Annotated in this window: 13 protein-coding genes; 7 read left to right on the forward strand and 6 right to left on the reverse strand. The window is 41.5% G+C overall.

Going from position 1 to position 19,070, the window contains the following annotated elements; genetic code table 11:
• Positions 1-211 precede the first annotated feature (211 nt).
• Positions 212-1,024: an AraC family transcriptional regulator gene (locus A587_RS0123385; RefSeq protein ID WP_017219527.1), complete on the reverse strand. Its 813-nt coding sequence runs from the start codon at positions 1,022-1,024 to the stop codon at positions 212-214.
• Between the two features lie 80 nt (positions 1,025-1,104).
• Between A587_RS0123385 and A587_RS0123390 the strand changes: the two genes are divergently transcribed.
• The 4 genes from A587_RS0123390 to A587_RS25480 all read left to right on the forward strand — a co-directional run bounded on the left by A587_RS0123390 (position 1,105) and on the right by A587_RS25480 (position 5,529).
• Positions 1,105-2,277 carry an MFS transporter gene (locus A587_RS0123390; protein WP_017219528.1) on the forward strand — a complete coding sequence of 391 codons (1,173 nt, stop codon included), beginning with the start codon at positions 1,105-1,107 and terminating at the stop codon, positions 2,275-2,277.
• Positions 2,278-3,441: 1,164 nt separating this feature from the next.
• Positions 3,442-4,461: a TauD/TfdA family dioxygenase gene (locus tag A587_RS24320; RefSeq protein WP_017219529.1), complete on the forward strand. Its 1,020-nt coding sequence runs from the start codon at positions 3,442-3,444 to the stop codon at positions 4,459-4,461.
• Positions 4,462-4,760: 299 nt separating this feature from the next.
• On the forward strand, positions 4,761-4,928 hold the full coding sequence (locus tag A587_RS24885) for a transposase (RefSeq protein ID WP_017219530.1): 168 nt from the start codon (positions 4,761-4,763) through the stop codon (positions 4,926-4,928).
• A gap of 484 nt (positions 4,929-5,412) precedes the next feature.
• The gene (locus A587_RS25480; RefSeq protein ID WP_353545352.1) at positions 5,413-5,529 is read left to right on the forward strand and encodes an integrase core domain-containing protein; all 117 of its coding nucleotides are present in this window, start codon (positions 5,413-5,415) and stop codon (positions 5,527-5,529) included.
• Between the two features lie 276 nt (positions 5,530-5,805).
• Here the strand turns inward: A587_RS25480 and A587_RS0123410 are convergent, their stop codons facing one another.
• The 5 genes from A587_RS0123410 to A587_RS0123430 all read right to left on the reverse strand — a co-directional run bounded on the left by A587_RS0123410 (position 5,806) and on the right by A587_RS0123430 (position 12,813).
• Entirely contained in the window at positions 5,806-7,047 is a 1,242-nt protein-coding gene (locus tag A587_RS0123410) for an aminotransferase-like domain-containing protein (protein WP_017219531.1), read from the reverse strand.
• 207 nt (positions 7,048-7,254) lie between these two features.
• Positions 7,255-7,956: a hypothetical protein gene (locus A587_RS24570; RefSeq protein ID WP_138527244.1), complete on the reverse strand. Its 702-nt coding sequence runs from the start codon at positions 7,954-7,956 to the stop codon at positions 7,255-7,257.
• 272 nt (positions 7,957-8,228) lie between these two features.
• A complete protein-coding gene (locus A587_RS0123420; protein ID WP_017219533.1) occupies positions 8,229-10,679 on the reverse strand; it encodes an ABC transporter permease in 2,451 nt (816 codons plus the stop codon).
• Positions 10,676-11,383 (reverse strand): ABC transporter ATP-binding protein, encoded by a 708-nt coding sequence (locus A587_RS0123425; protein WP_017219534.1) that lies wholly within the window; start codon positions 11,381-11,383, stop codon positions 10,676-10,678. The genes A587_RS0123420 and A587_RS0123425 overlap by 4 nt, the downstream gene beginning before the upstream one ends.
• A gap of 179 nt (positions 11,384-11,562) precedes the next feature.
• Entirely contained in the window at positions 11,563-12,813 is a 1,251-nt protein-coding gene (locus tag A587_RS0123430; RefSeq protein ID WP_026001112.1) for an efflux RND transporter periplasmic adaptor subunit, read from the reverse strand.
• Positions 12,814-13,162: 349 nt separating this feature from the next.
• Between A587_RS0123430 and A587_RS0123435 the strand changes: the two genes are divergently transcribed.
• From A587_RS0123435 to A587_RS0123445, 3 genes are all read left to right on the forward strand, one after another.
• On the forward strand, positions 13,163-15,595 hold the full coding sequence (locus tag A587_RS0123435) for a penicillin acylase family protein (protein WP_017219536.1): 2,433 nt from the start codon (positions 13,163-13,165) through the stop codon (positions 15,593-15,595).
• Positions 15,595-17,238: a cyclic peptide export ABC transporter gene (locus A587_RS24340; RefSeq protein ID WP_017219537.1), complete on the forward strand. Its 1,644-nt coding sequence runs from the start codon at positions 15,595-15,597 to the stop codon at positions 17,236-17,238. The genes A587_RS0123435 and A587_RS24340 overlap by 1 nt, the downstream gene beginning before the upstream one ends.
• Positions 17,239-17,629: 391 nt before the next feature.
• Positions 17,630-19,070 (forward strand): condensation domain-containing protein (locus tag A587_RS0123445; protein ID WP_017219538.1); only part of this gene is annotated, 1,441 nt, incomplete at its 3' end.

Consider the following 19,070-nt stretch of genomic DNA (forward strand, 5'->3'; position numbering starts at 1 on the left):
ATAAGAGAAACCCGTTGCAGCAATGCGACGGGTTTTTTGCTGTTTGGGGTATAGAGATTTGAGATATAGAAAACCTCGCAAGCCAATCAACACATCGCGAGGTAAACTCGCTCCTACTACCATATACACTGTATCGTAGGAGGTGCTTTACCCACCGGTTTATGCATTCATAATATTTAGTGGGAAAGCATTTATTGATCCCAAATTACCATTACTTTTTAATGTACTGTCCCGGCGGTTTGCCAAAGACTTTTTTAAACGCATTGCTAAATGCGGCGGTAGATTCAAAACCCAAATATTCAGCTGCTTGTTGCTGAGAATATCCATCTTTCAAAAGCTCAATCGCTTTGATAGCTCTTAGTTTTTGGCGCCAATCACTGAACCCCATCATAAAGCATTTATGAAATAGACGGTTGAGTGTACGGGTTGATGCGCCGACCTGTTCACTCCAGGCCTCCAAGCTTATTTTGCATCCTGGGTTATTGTGCAATTCTGTCACAATGGGCAAAATTCTCGCGTCTTGGGCACTTGGAATAAAAAAATGGCAACTTGTAGCCGACGTTAGCCTATCAATAAAGACCGTAATAAATCGCTCTGTTTTTTCATCTAGGTGATAATCTTCCTGCCAAGTACAGATCTCCAGTATAAATTGCTTCAGTAGTTCATCTACCGCAATTAGCTTCGCTTTATTCCCTAGTAACTCGGTGTATTTATTGTCGATATAGACACTACGAAAATCCCCACCGTAGCGGCAATACGTCTCATGCGGAAGGCCCGGAGGTAGCCACAAAGCTTGGTCGGGAGGGATCACGAAAGTGCCTTCAGGAGTCACAATTGTGATGACTCCATTGCTTGTATATGCAAGCTGCCCCCACTCATGTTGGTGTCTTTGAACATGCTCCCACTCTGCTTTTTTTACCGCTCTTGGCAGAATTGGTCGGCCAAGGCTTGGCTTTAAGAAACGCTTATATTTGGGCTGAATACGCCAAGGAGAAGTTGTCTGTTTTGATAAAGAACTTGGCATAATTATGTATATCAGAAATTAACGTGTGGCCATATTATAGCCATAACTTTTTAATAGTTGTGCTTTATGTGGAGATAATCATGAAGAATGCTTCTCAAGGATGGCAAAGTCCTTTTAATTTCTTAGTGCTCGCTACTGTAGTTATGGCCGTTACATTCGCAGGTTGGATGGCAATGCTCAATAACTTTGCGATTGAAGCCGCAAACTTCAATGGCGCTAATATGGGAATGTTGCAATCCCTGCGTGAGATCCCCGGGTTTTTAGCGTTTACAGCGGTATTTGTTTTATTGGTGTTAAAGGAGCAAACCTTCGCACTGATCAGTTTATGTTTGTTATCGCTTGGCGTCGCGATTACGGGCTTGTTGCCTACTATTTATGGTTTGTATGCAACCACAGTGTTAATGTCGATAGGTTTTCACTACTTCGAGACGCTGAATCAATCACTCAGTTTACAATGGTTCAATAAAGATGAGGCGCCGGCCAAACTGGGTATCTTGCTCTCTATTAAATCCATCGCCTCTCTGATCACCTATGCGGTGATATGGCTGGGTTTTAGCTACTTCTCTGCAGACTATCAGTGGATGTATCTGCTTATTGGAGGGGTTGGCTTTATCATTGCGCTATTTATGTTTATCGGCTTTCCTATCTTTGAAATGCATACTACGCAGCATAAAAAGCTCATTTTGAGAAAGGAGTACAGCCTATATTACGCCTTAATTTTCTTCTCGGGTGCGAGACGACAAATATTTATGGTGTTTGCGGGTTTCTTAATGGTGGAAAAGTTTGGTTTTGATGTTGCACAGATCACCGCGCTTTATATGTTGAATCATTTGATAAACATATTTATCGCCCCCAAGATTGGTCAAATGATTGGGCATATTGGTGAGCGTAAAACACTGACAATCGAATATGTGGGACTCATTTTTGTATTTATTGGTTATGCATTAGTAGAGTCAGCAAGCTTTGCAGCAGCGCTTTATGTCATCGACCATCTGTTTTTTGCGATGGCTATTGCACTTAAAACGTATTTTCAAAAAATTGCTCGGCCAGAAGATATCGCAGCAACAGCAGGGGTTAGCTTTACTATTAACCATATTGCAGCAGTAGTGATCCCTGCAAGCTTTGGCTTAGTATGGTTATACGATCAATCCTTAGTATTTTACTTTGGTGCTGCACTTGCAGTGTGCTCATTGGTGTTGAGCCAGTTTGTGAATACAGCAAATGTGCAGGAAAAGCTGGCTAAGTCCGTGTGATGCTCCAGTATCACACGGATAGTGACGTTGTAGTTTAGATACTGCGACCACACCAAACAACACGCCCTGCAATGCCGTGACTGTCGGCATTATCAGCGGTGATCTCCCAGCTCGGGTGTTCAGGATTATTACTGATCACTTTGAGCTGATTGTAAGCGTCACCTAAACCTCATCTAGCCGCTGAAGCACCAGATTCATAAAGTAAAACTTGGAGCTTGTAATGTCTGGCTGCTTATAGAGCAACAGGTAGAAAGCGAGTTATCCGTCGCTGATTTTTGCCTGCAGGACGAAGTGAGTACCAAGAAATTTGATAATTAGCGTACTAAGTTGCGTGTAGAGCAAGCAATAGTTATCTTTTGGCTGTTGAGCACACCGAAGGCGTAAATTTAAAGAAGCCGCAGACAGGTAGGCTAAAGGTCAAACAGCAAAAAAGTAGATTAGGCGCTTAACCATCTTCAAAAACTATACCCTGTTGAAGCCACAAGAAAGGTCGCAAGCCTGTAAGAAAAGCAGATGATGAAAGTACAATACACTGGTGACTGGCACCGCCATACTGCGATATTAACAGTTTACTGCCCTGGAAAGCTAAGCTCTAGGTGACTGTTTAATAAGGCTCTTCGAATAAACAACATCATGCACTTGCCCTCCTGAGAGCTCAAAGTGAATATCTAGACCGCTACTAACAACCAGCAGATGAATTATTGTCGTATTGTCAGAGCTTCATCAGTCATGCAATTAGCACTACTGCGACCTGAATGGGCTTTGACAAGACTTCCGTCCATAAACAGCCATTGAGCATCACTAATTGACGACGGCCTTTTAAAAATATTGTCCAATATCCTTTTTCGACCAGAGGTTCAAGCGTCTGAAACCAGCGTTTTATATGCCAGATTTCTTCGGAAAATTACGCGATTGAACACCAGCTCTCATTCGATAAAGTATGTCTTCTAAGGTAGACCTATGCTCTACTTATTATAAACACGACCTATTTCACGTAGAATTTCTTTAAGAAACGCTCACATTTTATTTGTTAACATCGTTCTAGGCATAGCAACATCCATTTATGGGATATGTTTGACTTTTAGCGAAACCATTATACCTTGTTGCTGTACCATCTATTTTTCAGACAAAAATCAACAACCTCTAAGGATAAGTATTGTGAACATGAACAACTTTATTACAGAAGAAGCTGAGCGTTCCATAACTACAAGTTTTATTTCACCGGAGCAAAGCTTGCCACTTGTTATTACAGCAAAAGATACATCTATAAACTTGGTTGAATGGGCTGAGAAAAACAAAAGATATATTACTGCTAAAAAAGAACAATATGGTGCCGTGTTGTTTCGAGGTTTTGATGTTGACACGGCAGAAGCATTTGAGCGAGTTATTGAAGCCACCAGCTCTAAAGCTATTAAATATATGGAACGTTCTTCACCAAGGGACGCTGTTTCTGGAAATATTTATACATCGACTTCGCAGCCCAAGGAACATGAAATTTTCCTGCATACAGAGCAATCATTTAATCTGACTTTCCCGTTACATATCTATTTTAATTGCCACACTGCGGCAGAATCCGGAGGCTGTACTCCACTAGCGGATACTCGGAAAGTTTTCCAACGTATTCCCGAAAGCATCAGAAATAAATTTATTGAGAAAGGCTATTTATACCAGCGAAACTTCATGAAATACATGTATGTTAGCTGGCAGAATTGCTATCAAACTGAAGACAAAGAGCAAGTTGAGAACTACTGTCGCAATAATCAAATTGATTTTTTATGGGGAGAGGATGATATTGCCCTAACTACCAGGCAATTAAGGCCAATAGCTTCTAAGCACCCTGCAACCAATGAAAATTGTTGGTTTAACCATTGCACTTTTTTTAATTTGGCTACTTTAGATCCCAACATGCAACACTTCCTGCGTGATTCTTTTAGTGATCAAGAATTACCTAATCAAACCTTTTATGGTGATGGTTCGCCGATAGAGCAAGAAGTCATTGAAACCTTAATTCAGGCTTATGAAGCAGAAAAAGTCACTTTTCCATGGCAAGCTGGAGATGTGCTGATGGTGGACAATATGCTGGTTGCTCACGGTCGAGAGTCTTTTACGGGAGAGCGTTTAGTACTGACCGGTATGTCTGAGCCTTGTTTTTTAGATAAGGTTAAACTGTCAGAACCAGCATAAAGTTTTATGACCAGCATTTTTGGTCATCATGGGGACGTGTTTGATTAAATTGATAACAAGGTTCCTCAATCAGGTGGCGCGGTTAGTTTGAATGAATATTTATGAGTTAATCACTAGAACTAGAGTAAATGGGAGTACTAACCATAAATAGAAGAGGAAGGCGCTAATTTTCGTAGTGAAAGGTATTACGTTGCATCCTTAAAATGAATTTATGTAGGTAAAAGTCGAGATTGCCTATTGTCTGGATATACAAAGAGACCGCTGGGGAGTTTCTATCAACAGAAGAAGGAAATTTTACGATGCGAAAAAGTAAGTTTACTGAAACACAGATCATGGGCATGATCAAAGAAGCTGAGACTAGTGTTCCAGTGCCAGAGATGTGTCGTAAACATGGTGTTGGTCAGAGCACATTTTATAAGTGGCGCTCTAAATATGATGGGATGGAACCCATGATGTTCAACGCTTAAAAGAGCTTGAAGATGAAAACCGTAAACTCAAAGATATGTGTGCGATCCTTAGTCTAAAACACCCAATGCTTAGGAAATTATCTCAAGCCGTAAACAAGTAGACACAGCGCTTGGGTCAAGTACTTACGAGCTTGATTTGGAGTCAGCGTGGCTTTTGCTTGTGAGTTGGCATGGTTAAGTCTCAGTGTTTATACCAACATGCGCTTCAGAGCAGTTAAGTGCTCTGAACAAGCATAAAGAGTCGCAGTCGATGGGCTTTATTAGCATACGCTCAACTACGGATATCATTTTAGAACACTTAGCGTGCTTGATGACTACAACCGTCAAGTGTTAGCTATTGAGGTTGATAAAGCCTCACGGCTGAGCGTGTTATCCGAGTGTTGAAACGTGTCATTACATGACGTGGAAGCCAAGACAAGTTCGGGTGGATAATACTCCTGAATTTGAGTCGATCGCTTTGAAAAATTGGGTTACTCAAAAGTACATGAGACTTGAGTTTATTAAACTAGGAAGTCCATACCAGAATGGATATGTAGAGCGATTTAATCGCAGCTATCGAGAAGAAGTCTTGGATTTATATCTGTTTGAGTCACTTCAGTAGGTTCGTGACATTATAGATGAATGATTAGATATTTATAATTATGAATGGCCTAACGACGCACTGAGAGATTAAACCCCAATGGATTATCTTGAGGTAGCATAACTCTACTAATGAGTTGTACTAAAATTGGAGCCATAGGTATACCCTGAGAGGTCGAAAATGGACATACCAAGCCCTAGCTAGCTATACTGCCCTGCCGACAGGCTTCATCAATGTGTGCTGATGTTGTTACTGGTAGCTCCTTAATATTTGTGTTTAGCAAGAAATAAAAATAGCTTAGCTATGTTTGGCTAAATACCGGCTGAAGTTTGTTACTCCCTCATGAATTTTATCCGGATCATAATAACTAAATGAAAGCCTTACATAGCGATCCCAAATCTGAGGGGATAGAGAGAAAAAACTGACCGGCATGCAGATGACCTTATTTTGTTTGGCACAAGCTGTGACGTGCTCTTTGGTAAAATCAAATGGAACTTTAATTACATAAAAGAAACCACCGCTAGGGCTATTCCACTTAATATCTTCATAATGTAGGAAGTTTTCCGTCAGGGCAGTTTGCATGGCATGGCATTGGTTAGAATAATGTTGGTTTATAGGCTTCATCCAATTGTTGAGGGAGTATTGCTGCTCTATCAGCCAGCCGCCGATCACACTTTGTGATATCGAGCTGGTATTGACTGAGGTTAAGCTTTTTATGGTGGCCAATGCCTGGGCTATGGCTTCATTAGGAGGCACAATGTAACCTATGCGTACACCGGGACAGAAGGTTTTGGAAAAGGAGCCTATATGGTATACGAGGCCAAAATTATCCAGGTTTTTTAAAGATGGCTGCCGACTGTTGGTAAATCTGAATCTGGAATAGGGATCGTCTTCTATAATGCGCAGATTCAATTCGTGGCAGACATTGAGCAGCTCTTGGCGTTCTCGTAGCGATAATTGGTAGGCGAGGGGATTATTGAAATCAGGATTGATATAAAGAAGTTTTGCGGTAATATTTTGTTGTTTTAATTGGGCGACTTTCTCTTTCAAGTAGTCCCAGTTAAATTGAAAAGGGGTTTGCTGAATATCGGTCAGCTTATGCAATTCTAATGGTTCTACACGCTTGCCCAGGGTATTTACCATAGCGGAGAACCCCACATAACTCGGATCTATTGTTAGGGCGCAATCCGAAGGTGCTTTAAGTTCATTCAGGCAGGCCAGCAGCAGGGCTTCCTGGCAGCCATTAGTGATCACTATGTTGGCTTCATCCACCTGTATATCTTCATCGTTTGCTAGATATTTTTGTATTATCGGGTTAATGATACCTGCGCTTGGCCCATAATGGCAAATTTGATTGGCTGCTGTTGCAAAGCTAATTCCCCTTTGTTCGGCAATATAATCAGTGAAAACGGCCTGATGCCTTTCCCAGTTAGAGTGATTTAAAAACTTTGCATGGGGTCTGCCAGCGGCAAAAGATATTGCGTCTGGGAATTTCATGGCAACTTCATTCAGAAAGTTCATGACTTGAGCTTGTGACATACCATTTCCTTATTGAGAAAAATATTAGTGGATGGAGGTTGCGGTTAAAGATAATTCAATCGCCAGACCAGTAGCTATGCCCCGTGAGAGATGCAGCTTTGGCAACCTGCTCAGTAATCTGCCAGATATTGGTTAATCGTTAGCAGAAATGAACAATATGATTCCCGTACGCTTATCTTGCAGTCGAAAGCTGGGAGCCAGTCGTCCTTATTCAATCAGCGGGGTACGGCTTTGATATTTGCAATTCAAGTATTCAATGTTTTCAAGCTCGCTGTTTTCATAGGGTTCTAATTGCATAACCAGCTCTCTTGCGACCCCGTTTCTTTCATATTTGTTCGAATAGGTAAATTGTTGCCTGTTACCTTGTTGTGAAATGCTCAAAGTATCTCCATTTCTTGACCAGAGCAACGGTATTTTATTTACCCTTGCATTTCCGCCTTTGTCAAAGGTGAGTCTGTAGAGCTTGGAACAGTTCGTGCTTGTAAATTCGACCTCTGAAATATCAACTGCAAACTCAGCAGCCAACTGCTCCTGCATAGACATCAGGCCGTCGGTTTCTACCAGATAAAGACCAATGTTGTTACTGTCCCAGTATTCGTGATTTCTGACCCTGTTTTTGGCAATTAATCCTGTAGAGTATCCCTTTTCATTAATGATATTGAGAATTTTAACTAAATCGTCATTGTCGCCATTATCTTTTGGATAAATAATGAAGCTGCCCAAAGCCAGTAACGGTGGCTTGCGTTCGCTTATCAAAACCTTAAATCCTGTTGCCCTCAATGCCATTACTATTTCGTTTTTTTTGGCTTCAGACACTTTATAGCTATGAAGATGAACTGTGCTGGGGGCACAAGCAGTTAAAGTGAACATGAAAAAAATAGAATAAAGTTTGACCAACATCTTCGACATAATGGTATCTCTTCCTTCAAAAAATTGTTGGACTGGCCTGTTTAAATAAAAAAACAGATAAGGTTGTGATTTTAAAGATAAATGTTATCGAGTTTTTTTATGAAAATATAGCTTTATTTAACGCATACAAATCTGGCAAGGGGTAAAACGATAAAGGCACCGTAAACATGATATGGCACCTTTAACCTTAGGTTCGGTCTTATCCCTACTTCTATGTTGTAAGTACTGTAACCGGAGCACCCAGAAGTTCTCTGGTTACAGTTGTCAGTCTGCTATTGCGCATTTTGTAAAGAGTGAATAGCCGGCTTGCTGATTATTTTCCATACCGAAAACAAGCTGGCCAGAGCTGTTAATATTATGATCAACAGCACGGGAAATAGAGCACCCCAGACACTTAGTTCATCAACAAATGAGGTGTTTTTCAGCCACAGCCAGAGTCCGGCAAGTATTACTCCTGCCGCAGCAAGTCCTGCCAAAACCGTGATAAAACTCTCACGTATGATTTCTAGGTAAATGGTTGCTGGTGTGGCGCCAATTGCCATACGAATTCCTAACTCAGAGCGGCGTAGCTGGATGCTGTAGGTTAATATTCCGTAAACCCCTACAGAGGCTAGAAATATTGTCAACAGGGTCAATACTGCGGCAGCACTGGCAAGAAATTTATCATGATGAACTAGCCTGTCATGGGCATTTTTAATATCAATTAATTTTGATACTTTAAACTCTTTGTTTACTTTCGCCATCATTTGGTTCAGTTCGATGGCTGACAGGCTTTGCTTGGGCAAGACTTCTAGCAAGAACTCTGGGAAATCAAATGCCATATAAGGAATAAATACCCTAGGTAGCTCTTCCGTGTTGGGCAAGGTCAGATCCCTGACAACACCAATCACCTCATAGGGGGAATTTCCTGGCGCATTAAGCCAATAATAGCGTTTGCTTATCACCTCATCCTCAGGTGCTAGTTTATCTGCGAAAGCCTGATTGATTATTATGACATTCTTAACATTATCATAATCACTGGAGGTGAAATTTCTGCCTTTAATCAGCTCAAATTGTAGTATATCCAGATAGTTCTCATCAATTAATGAAACCACGCCCTGCTGCTGTTTTTGGAATTCGGCATCTTCGGATAAATAACTGAAAAAATACTCATCTGTTGATGCCGACAGTGGAAAACCCATGGCAATACTGGCACTGCTGATTTTAGGGTTCTCGGTAAACAATTTGCGAGTGGCTCTTAAATTATCTTCCAGCACTTTGGTGGAGGCAAGTCTTGTGATGCCGATATCGACTTTAACCTGATAAACGTTATCTGTGGCAAGACCTGACGGCTGGATGATATTGCTTATTGACTGATGAAAAACCTGTACGCCGACGCAAAGCATAGTGGTAGCAAGGGCAACCTGACTTAGTATTAATATGTTGCGTACCTTTTTCGATACTTGCAGCGCTGTGCCTTTACCGCCGCTTTGCATCATCTGGCTTAGCTTGCGGTAGTCAAGTTGCCTGTTAACTAGGATGGTTGTGACTAATGCGATCAGCCCGGAGACCAAGGTTGAAAAAACAATGGAGAGCCAGTTAAAACTCAATTCATTTGCTCTTGGCAGCCAATCGAGTTTCAGCTGTTTAATCAGGTCTATGCCAGCATAGGAAAAAACCAGAGAGAATACAACGGTGGCAGACATTAACAGGGACATTTCAATTAAGATGGATCGGAACAAATCGCTTTTTTGTGCACCCAAAGCTGCTTGAATGGCCATGATCCTCTGTCTGTTCGCCGCTCTCGCCAAGATCAAATTCATGGTATTGGCGACAGCGATCATCAATAACAGAAAAACACCGGTAAAGAGCAACAGGGTTTGCTGATAACTGTCGCCAATAATTTTTTCCCGAAAAGAAGTGAGCACGAAATCTATACTCGATGATTTAAAAAATGAGCGTCCAGCCAGTTCTTGACGATAGCGGTTATTTAATCGGCTCGTTAACTGGTGGGATACCTGTTCTGGATTTACCCCTGGTTTTAACAGTCCGATAAGGTGATGGTTCGATAATTGTCCCCCCCAGGAGTGGCGCCAACCCTCTTCGGTTAAGTTAAAGTCCCAGGCTAACCACACATCGGTTAACCTGCCAACGGACACAAGCTCGGGTTCAACAAAATTTTTCGCGGTGACACCGATGATTTTAAAGTTTACCTCGCCAAAACGTAACGTTTGGCCAATAGTGTCTTGGCGTTTATTAAATAGCTTATCCCAGGCTTCGTAACTGATGACGGCAACTGGTGCTTTTGCTCCTAGTCCTTCCTGGGCATTGAAATTCCGGCCAAGGGCAAAAGGGGTTTGGATCATATCCAGGTATTCCGGCGTAATATAGCTCAGGTTAACTCTGGGAGAGGCAGGGAAGTTGCGAATAACATCGACATTAAAATTAATTAAGGCTTTTTTTTCGAAATCAGTATCTTTGAAGCTATAGGCATCTATAAGCGCTGGATATGGTGAAGTGTCGCTGAGTTTTATTTCACTATCCCTAAATGAGCTGCCTTTGGAGATAAACAACCTGTCCTGATTATCATAAGGTAAGGGGGCCGAAAGTAGCTGGTAATTAACCATAAAAATAGCGACTAAAGCGCCAAGAGTAATCCCTAAAGTTAAGATAATAGCTGCACTGTAGCCTTTCACTCGGGATAAAGAGTCAAGGGCGAGTTGAAATTCCCTGATCATGCTCATACAGAAATCTGCTCTACTATCGGTGAGTTTTCAAGTTTACCGTCAAGTAAATCTAGCCTTCTTTTCGCCATATCAGCACAGTGGGTATCATGAGTAACCATACACAATGTGGTTCCTTCGTTATTTAACCGAATGAACATCTCCATAACCTGATCGCTGTTTTTAGAATCCAGATTTCCGGTAGCTTCATCAATCAATAAAAGCGTCGGCGAGCCAACAAGTGCCCGGGCAATCGCTGCCCGTTGCTGCTGTCCCCCGGACAGTTGATTTGGCTTATGTGCAGATCTGTGGGTCATATCCACTGTGCTTAAGCTATGCATTACCTTTTCTTGGATCGCTTTCTCACTCAGTTTTTCTCTTCGATAACGCAACGGCATAGCAACATTTTCAAATAAAGAGAGTTCGTCAATTAAATTGAATGACTGGAAAACAAAACCGAGTTTCTCACATCTAACATAAGCCGCTTCCGTTAATGAAAGATTGGAGACATCCTGATCACCGATGAAGTACTGACCGCTATCAGGCACATCCAGTAAGCCCAATAAGGAGAGCAAGGTTGACTTACCACAGCCGGACGGACCGCTGATTGAAATAAAATCGCCCTGGTTTATGGTTAAATTGATGTCCTTAAGTGCATAGGTATCCATTTCCCCCGTGCGATAAACCTTACTGATCCCCTTCATGGTAAGAATAGGCTTGCTCATTATCTTTCCTTTTTCTTTATAATAATTGTTATATTACATTGGCTAATCTGCTCGAGAATGTGTTGCCCTTTGATGACTTGAGCACAGAGCAGATTTTTCAGGGCCTTTTTTAACTAGTTTTAGATGCCATAGGAATTCTCCTTAAGCGGGCTAGTAGATAATCTTATTCATTGACTGTGTTAATTTAAAATGTGAATCCGATCGGCATCTTTGAAATTTGTCAAATTGGACAAAATCAACCGATCATTTTCTACCGCACCACCGTATACTTCTATTTTATTGCCAGATTCATTGCCAAAGCTGATCAACTTTTTCTCAGCCCATTCGTTTTCAGGGTCTAATTTGAATAATTCCATTTGGCTACCTTTTTGGGCATTGATGGGGCGTTCAATAAAAAGGGTATTTCTTAAAGTGGTGATAACGATTTCTGCGTCGACACTTAATTCAGGGCGAGCCGAAGGTGGCGCTGGAGCGTCAAAGGTAATTTCAACCTCGATGGTCCCCTCATTGACTTGTGGAGCGATTCGGCTTATTTTCCCGGCCATTTTGTCTTGTATTGATTTCACGCTGACTTGCTGGCCAATTTGTAGCTGGTCTGCATTTGACTGAGAGACTTTTATCATCGCTAATAAGTCATTTTTGCTGCCCACTAAGGCTAATTCCTGGCCAGCTGTGACACTTTGTCCTAATTCAACAGGCATGCGTTGTAAAATACCCGCCAGACCGGCTCTAACCGTTAACTGTTCGACTTGCTCGGCTGCGCTACGGTATAAATTGGCATATTCATTGATTGCTTCTTGCTGAATGTTTTCAACCTCTTGGTTGACTGCTTTGTATTGCTCCAAAGCTTCTTCGAGTAAATTAACCCGCAATTTCATTTGTTCTACGTTCAGCACTGTGGTTTGGTAGGTTATACTGGAGACGATACCGTTTTGCACCAGCTTCTGTTCGGCAATTTTTTTCAGTTTTGCCACCTCATATTCAGAGCTCAATTCGGCGAGCTTGGATTTCTCTGCCAATAATTTCTGACGGTTACTGAGTTTTAGCCTTCTCAGGTTCGCTTTTTCTTTTGCCAAGGCTATTCTAGCTGCTTCTAGGTTTTTAAGTGCTTCAGGATTATTAAGTTGCATAATCACACTGTCTGGCTCAACTTTTGCTCCGGGGCGCAAATATATTTCTTTCACCGTAGCCGGAGTCTGGGAAGTGATAAGGGTTTGCTTTTTAGAACGTAAGACACCATAGCCGCCAACGAGTACTTGCAAATCTCCCCGTTGAACAGTGCCCCAGATGAGTTTGTCTCGTTCAATGTTAGGTATGCTGTCAGATTGTCCTCTTGCCGATACATATAAGACCCCAAGGAAAATAAGGCTCAGCAGAAATATGATGGATTTCTTCTTGTTTTTTTTGGCGGGGGATCTAATGACGTCCATTGGCTGAAAATATTCCTAATTTTGATATTTAAACTGATTTTATAACATGAATATTACATAATTAAAAGCCATCAAATCAGGAGATAATAGATATACTGCCAGCTCCTTTGCCTCCGTGCTTTTAACTTGATTTTGGCTATAGTCGGCTAAGGGGATTTTAGCATTTTGTGAAGTTTACTATAAAAATGTTTGCATTTTCAGTTGACTAATGTGCTAGTATCTTTAACCACTATTTTACGGTATAGCAACTTAAAAGGCTTAATTCGCGCAAGCTTTATTTGGTTTTATATGCTGGGCTCAAGCCAAGTATTGGGTTTGAGTATTGGAAAATTAAGTAGGTATTAATGGGATGTTAACTAAATTTCCGATAGTTTCTCGCTTTGGTTTATTCATTATTACTCCGCTTTTTGCTGTATTTCTCACCGGTTACAATATGCTGTGCGAAAGTGTCTCTGACGCAGAGCAGCCTGTATTATTAAACGGCATTAACGATGAAGTGGTCATTGTTAGAGATGAAGCTGGTATTCCGGCGATCACAGGTAAGAGTGATAATGATGTGTTTTTTGCCATGGGCTTTATTCAAGCTCAGGATCGGCTCTGGCAGATGGAGCATAACCGAAGACTGGCCCAAGGGCGCTTAAGTGAAATCTTTGGTATTGACCAGCTAGACACGGATAAATGGATGAGAACTTTGGGGCTTTACCGTGCTTCTGAACGAGCTCAGCAAGGGTTGGGAGCCGGAGCTAAACAAGCTCTGGAATCATATTCGCAGGGAGTTAATGCGTGGATCAATCAAGCTGAGCAATTACCAGCTGAATTTGAGCTGTTTGATTACCTACCTGAACCTTGGTCGCCTGCTGATTCCATTGCTATGGGGAAATTATTTGCGTTAACCCTTGGAGGCAACGCTTTTCTCGAATCCCAGCGACAGATTTCGCAAAAAATGTTATCCGAACAGCATTATGCGAGCTTATTTCCCGATGTCGTCACCTCGAATAATAATTACGCCTTTGCATCAGCATCAATAGCGGATATCGCTGTCAATGTCAGCCAGCAACACTTGCTTGGTGGTAAAAATGTTGGTAGTAATGCTTGGGTGATTTCAGGAAAGTTTACGGCAAACGGCTCTCCGATTCTGGCCAATGATCCCCATCTGGCCCTACAAATTCCTTCTGTGTGGTATGCCGCAAAGTTAAGAGGGGACAATATAACGGCCAGTGGTATGACTTTGGTAGGTATGCCGATCATTGTGTTTGGCACAAATGAGCATATTTCCTGGGGGGGGACAAGTTTACCTGCAGATGTTCAGGATCTTGTCTCTTTGAGAATGAATCCTGATCAGGGAAGTTTCTATCAAGCTCGGGATAAATGGCTCAAATTTGAAGAGCGGCAAGAAGTGATTCATATTGCCCCGGGTTTTCCTGAGATACTAAAAAAGAAAATTAAACCAGTAAAAATGAGGGTGCTCAGCTCTGTTTACGGGCCTGTGGTCAGTGACTTTATCGGTGCCTCTGGCCAGACACTTTCGTTGCAGTGGTCTGCACTTGAAGCTGGCGATACGACTTTTGAAGCTCTATACAAGTTGAATTATGCCCAGGATTGGCAACAATTCCGACAAGCGTTAAGTCTGCATGTGGCACCTTCTTTAAATATCTTGTATGCAGATAAAAACAATAATATAGGTATCAGCGCGGCAGGGAAAATACCGGTCAGAAACAGTAGCTCTTTTGGTATGTTACCGACATCCAGTGATCATTTCTCTTGGAATGGCTATCTTGATTGGGCCGATATGCCTTATGAATATAACCCGGCTCGAGGCTTTATTGTTAATGCTAATAATAAAAGTCTCAGTGATGACTATCTTCATTTTATCTCGAATGATTGGGCGGATCCTGCAAGGGCTGAAAGAATAGCCGATCTCATTAATGAAAAGGTAGCGAAGCATGAAAAAATAGATGTCGCTTATGTTGCCAAAATGCAGAATGACCTGTTTGACTTAAGCGCTGAAAGTTTACTCCGAACACTAGCAAACATCATTCGGGAGCAAGATACTCAAGATGAATTATTAATATCCCTTTATCGCTGGAACCGGGACTTTAGCGAAAAGAGTAATGCCGCCGCGATTTACATGTCATTTTTACGCCACCTTAAATTAAGGTTGTTTAAAGATGAGTTTACTCAATATTATGGCTCGCCTGGGCTTATGGCACTGACCGAGCAAATCATCAAGGGTCTAGATGTTGATATCGTCAATAAAGCATTAACCGCTGATGCTTTTTGGTGTGATAATGCTGCTACTGCGCAAGAAGAAACTTGCAAAGATATCATATCGCTGGCGCTAAAAGATGTGAGAGACGAATTAACCAAACTGGGCGGCAGCAATATAGACGATTGGCGTTGGCAGCAATTTAGTCGGCGTACCTATAAGCACCAACCTTTTAGTCAGTTTAAGCACTTGGACCATGTTTTTGAAAGAGAAGCCGCGAGCAACGGCTCTGCCAACACTATTAATGTCGCTAGTTATGCCTTCGACGAATCGGAAGGTTATATCCAATCTCTTGGTGCAACCTTTAGGCAAGTTATTGAAATGTCATATGATACGAATCATCTAATGACAAATTCTACCGGACAGTCCGGCAATGTATTCAGCCAGTTTTATGACGACATGCTAAGTTCGTTCGACGTAAATGAGCTACACTCCATGAAAGCCTCCTTAGCCGGGAAACCCATCATCTTGCGGCCTGTTCCTCTCTCACAGTCAAGTCATGTGGAGGGGAAATAATGAAGATCATGAGTGAATTTGGTAAAAATGCCCCTAATAAGGTGTTTATTTCTCTGATGTTAGGTGTAAGTGCAGGGATTCTCTATGTCGGTTTGATCCCCTTGGTGTTGTCGAGCCTGGATGAACTACCCGGGATCATGTATACCGATTCTGCACCAGCAGAAGTATTCGGTTATCAGATTTCTAATCTGCCAATCGCATTCGCTTTTTTCTCTCTTTGTCTGCTGATCTTAATTTTCAGAACTGTCTCTCAAATTATGCTGACGGCGGTTTCCCTTAACCTGACGATGAAGGTGAGAGAGAATTTATATCAGCGTGTTAGCAGCTCGCCAATAGATGTCTTGGAAAAGATCGGTTCGCCGCGCATTATCAATACCATGACTATGGATGTCAGAAGGATTGTAGATGGGGCGAGTATGGCGCCCCCAATGCTGGTTAGCTTGGCAACCGTCGCCGGTATGATGTTTTATATCTGGATTGAAAACTCAAAAGTATTCTATTTTGTTTGTTCAGCGTTATTGGTCGGTGTTATCAGCTATCAAATTCCTATTTTTATCGGACGTAAATATATGTTGCGGGCGAGGGAATTAATGGATGAATTACAGGAAGGCTTTCGCGGCGTGATTTTAGGGGCAAAGGAATTAAAGCTGAACAGAAAAAAGAAGGAGAACTTTATCAAAGATGAGTTGTTGGCGGTGGAATCAAAAATTGAATCTACCAATATCAGGGCAGAGACCGTATTAACTTCAGCCATGAATTACGGCGACATGATCGGCTTTTTTGCAATTGGTTTGCTGGCATTTGTTTACGTTAACTATGAGCAGGTCAGCAATTCAGAGCTCATTGCTATCATCATGATCTTACTTTATATCTCCAGCCCAGTTGGTGCTATTTTGTCAGCTATCCCTGTTTTTATCAGTGCAAATGTGTCCTATAAAAGGATGGAGGAAATTTATGCTGAAATGGTGGACGAGGACAGTTTTGATGAAGAGCTTGAATTGCCTTGCTGGCAGCAGATACAGCTAAAAAATGTAACTTATACCTATAACGACGAGCATGCATTCAGAGCCGGACCTGTTGATTTAACGATTAAAAAAGGGCAGATCACCTTTATTGTCGGCGGTAACGGCTCAGGTAAGTCTACGATAAGTAAAGTCATCACCCAGCATTATTACCCGACTACGGGACATGTCTGTTTTGATGATGTACAAATCAACAGAAGTAACATCAATAGCTATCGCCAGACTATCTGTTCTATCTATAGCGATTATTATTTATTTAAAACCCTGCATGGCATAGATCTGCAATGCCCGAAAGTGAATGCAAAAATCCATCAATTAATCAAAGATCTGGCTTTAGATGGAAAGATTAAATTTGAAAATGGCAGGTTTTCTACGACTAAATTATCGGATGGCCAGCGTAGACGCCTAGCGTTATTGGTGGCGGTGATGGAAGATAAAGACTTATATGTTTTTGATGAGTGGGCCGCAGATCAGGATTCAGTGTTTAGAGAAGTCTTTTATGAACAAATATTGCCTGAGCTTAAACAGAAAGGAAAAGCAGTGGTTGCTATCAGCCATGACGATCGCTATTTCCATCTTGCCGACCAGATTATTAAATTTGAATCCGGGTTGAGGGTTTGATAAAAAACATACAATCCCACCCTTTATTCTTTTGAATGATTGGTTTATGATTGTTTCTTCTGGGTTATTTTTATGTTAAGTTTGGGTTGTATGGATGATGAACAAATTAGACGTAGTGATGGACTGTAATAAAGTTAAGTCTCTTGTGAGATTTTCTAATAAAACCCCTCGTGTGCTAGTAGCATTTTCCTTGCATAACCTCTTCGGCTCACCTGCATATCCAATTAAAAACTTATTCTCTAGGTTTTGTCTGCCAAGTTTCTTCTAACACTTTGGCGTAATTTTCAAGCTAAGCCCTTTTTGTCCCGAAAACCCAGTGCTAGCTTGGCTTAAGCACACTCTGAGCAATAATTATTAAGCATTTATCAATAACATAATTAGAAGAATAAATATGAATAAACCACGGACAAGGCTTCCTTTATCATTACCCCAGTCAGATATCTTTTGGGACCAGCTTAGAAATGAAAATTCTCCAGTTTATAATATTGGCGGCTATATAAAATGCCGTAAGCTGGATCTTGAAAAGATCAACTGGGCTCATGAAAAAGTAATTAATGGCAATGACGCTTTCGGCATTAGAGTAAATTATGACGCTGATGAGGTTTATCAATATATCAGTGACGAACGCGATACCGACTTGGTCTTTATCGATTTTTCAGTGCACACTGATGCTTTAGCGAAAGCGAAAAACTGGCTTCAACAAGTTTTTGAATCCCCTTTACCTTTTATTGATACTTCCCTGTTTAAAACTTGGTTGGTTAAAGTTGAAGAAGATCAATATTGGTATGTTGGTTTTGCACATCATCTCATCATGGATGGCTGGGGCTTCTCCAACTGGGCCAAAGAAATATCCCGTTTATACAATCAGTGTGACGGCGATGAAGATACGACTATAACGCCCCTAGCTTTAAACACTGTCCTGCTCAAAGATGCAAAGTATCTAAAAAGCCAGCGATATCTCAAAGATAGAGCTTACTGGCAGACTCGGTATCATCAGGATAATAGTAGTATAATTCGGGCCAACTACGCCAGTGAATTTGCTCATTCCCGCGCTTGTCCCAGCCGTCGTTTTGAATTACCTCTTTCCAGAGATTTTTACCGGCAAATTAAAGGTCTTTCACAAGAGTTCAAAGTAAGTATCTCTCATATTTTTTTGGGCGTTTTGAGCAAATATTTTTCTTCAGCATATTCAGCATCAAGTCTGTGTTTTGGTATTCCGGCACATAACCGGGGAAACTTTGCTGAGAAAAAAATGATAGGTGTGTTTACCGGAGTAAATCCTTTTAGCGTGGAAGTTGAACCGGGGCAAACTTTTCGTGATTTGGTCAGCAAAATTGCCAGTCAACAAAAATCTGATTTCAGGCATCAAAAGTATCCTATCAGCCATATAAGCCGTGATTTAGGAATAACGGCACATGGCAATGCCATTTATGAAATTATGTTTAATTTCTTGCAGCTGGATTACAGAGACTTATTCTTTGATTCATACCAGGGCGAATTGAATTATGTCAGCCATAACCATCACAAAACACCGTTGGCTATTACATTATGGGATGGCGGAGCGGAACAGGTTGAGCTTCAGTTCGAGTATTCATTGGCGTGTTTTGTAGAGCAGGAAATTCAGGTATTATCCGAGCGTATTTTACTTTTATTACAATCTCTCCTTAGCTGCCCAGATACCCTTTTATCAGATGTTGATATCTTGACGCCAGCAGAGAAGGCATTGCTGTTAACCGAAAACCACTACCAAACAGAAAGTTCCCTCAGTTGCTTGTGCATTCATGAGTTTTTTGAAGCCAGAGTGTCACTCCACCCCGAGCAGGAGGCTGTGC

The organism is Pseudoalteromonas sp. NJ631, from assembly GCF_000276645.1.
Lineage (GTDB): Bacteria > Pseudomonadota > Gammaproteobacteria > Enterobacterales > Alteromonadaceae > Pseudoalteromonas > Pseudoalteromonas piscicida.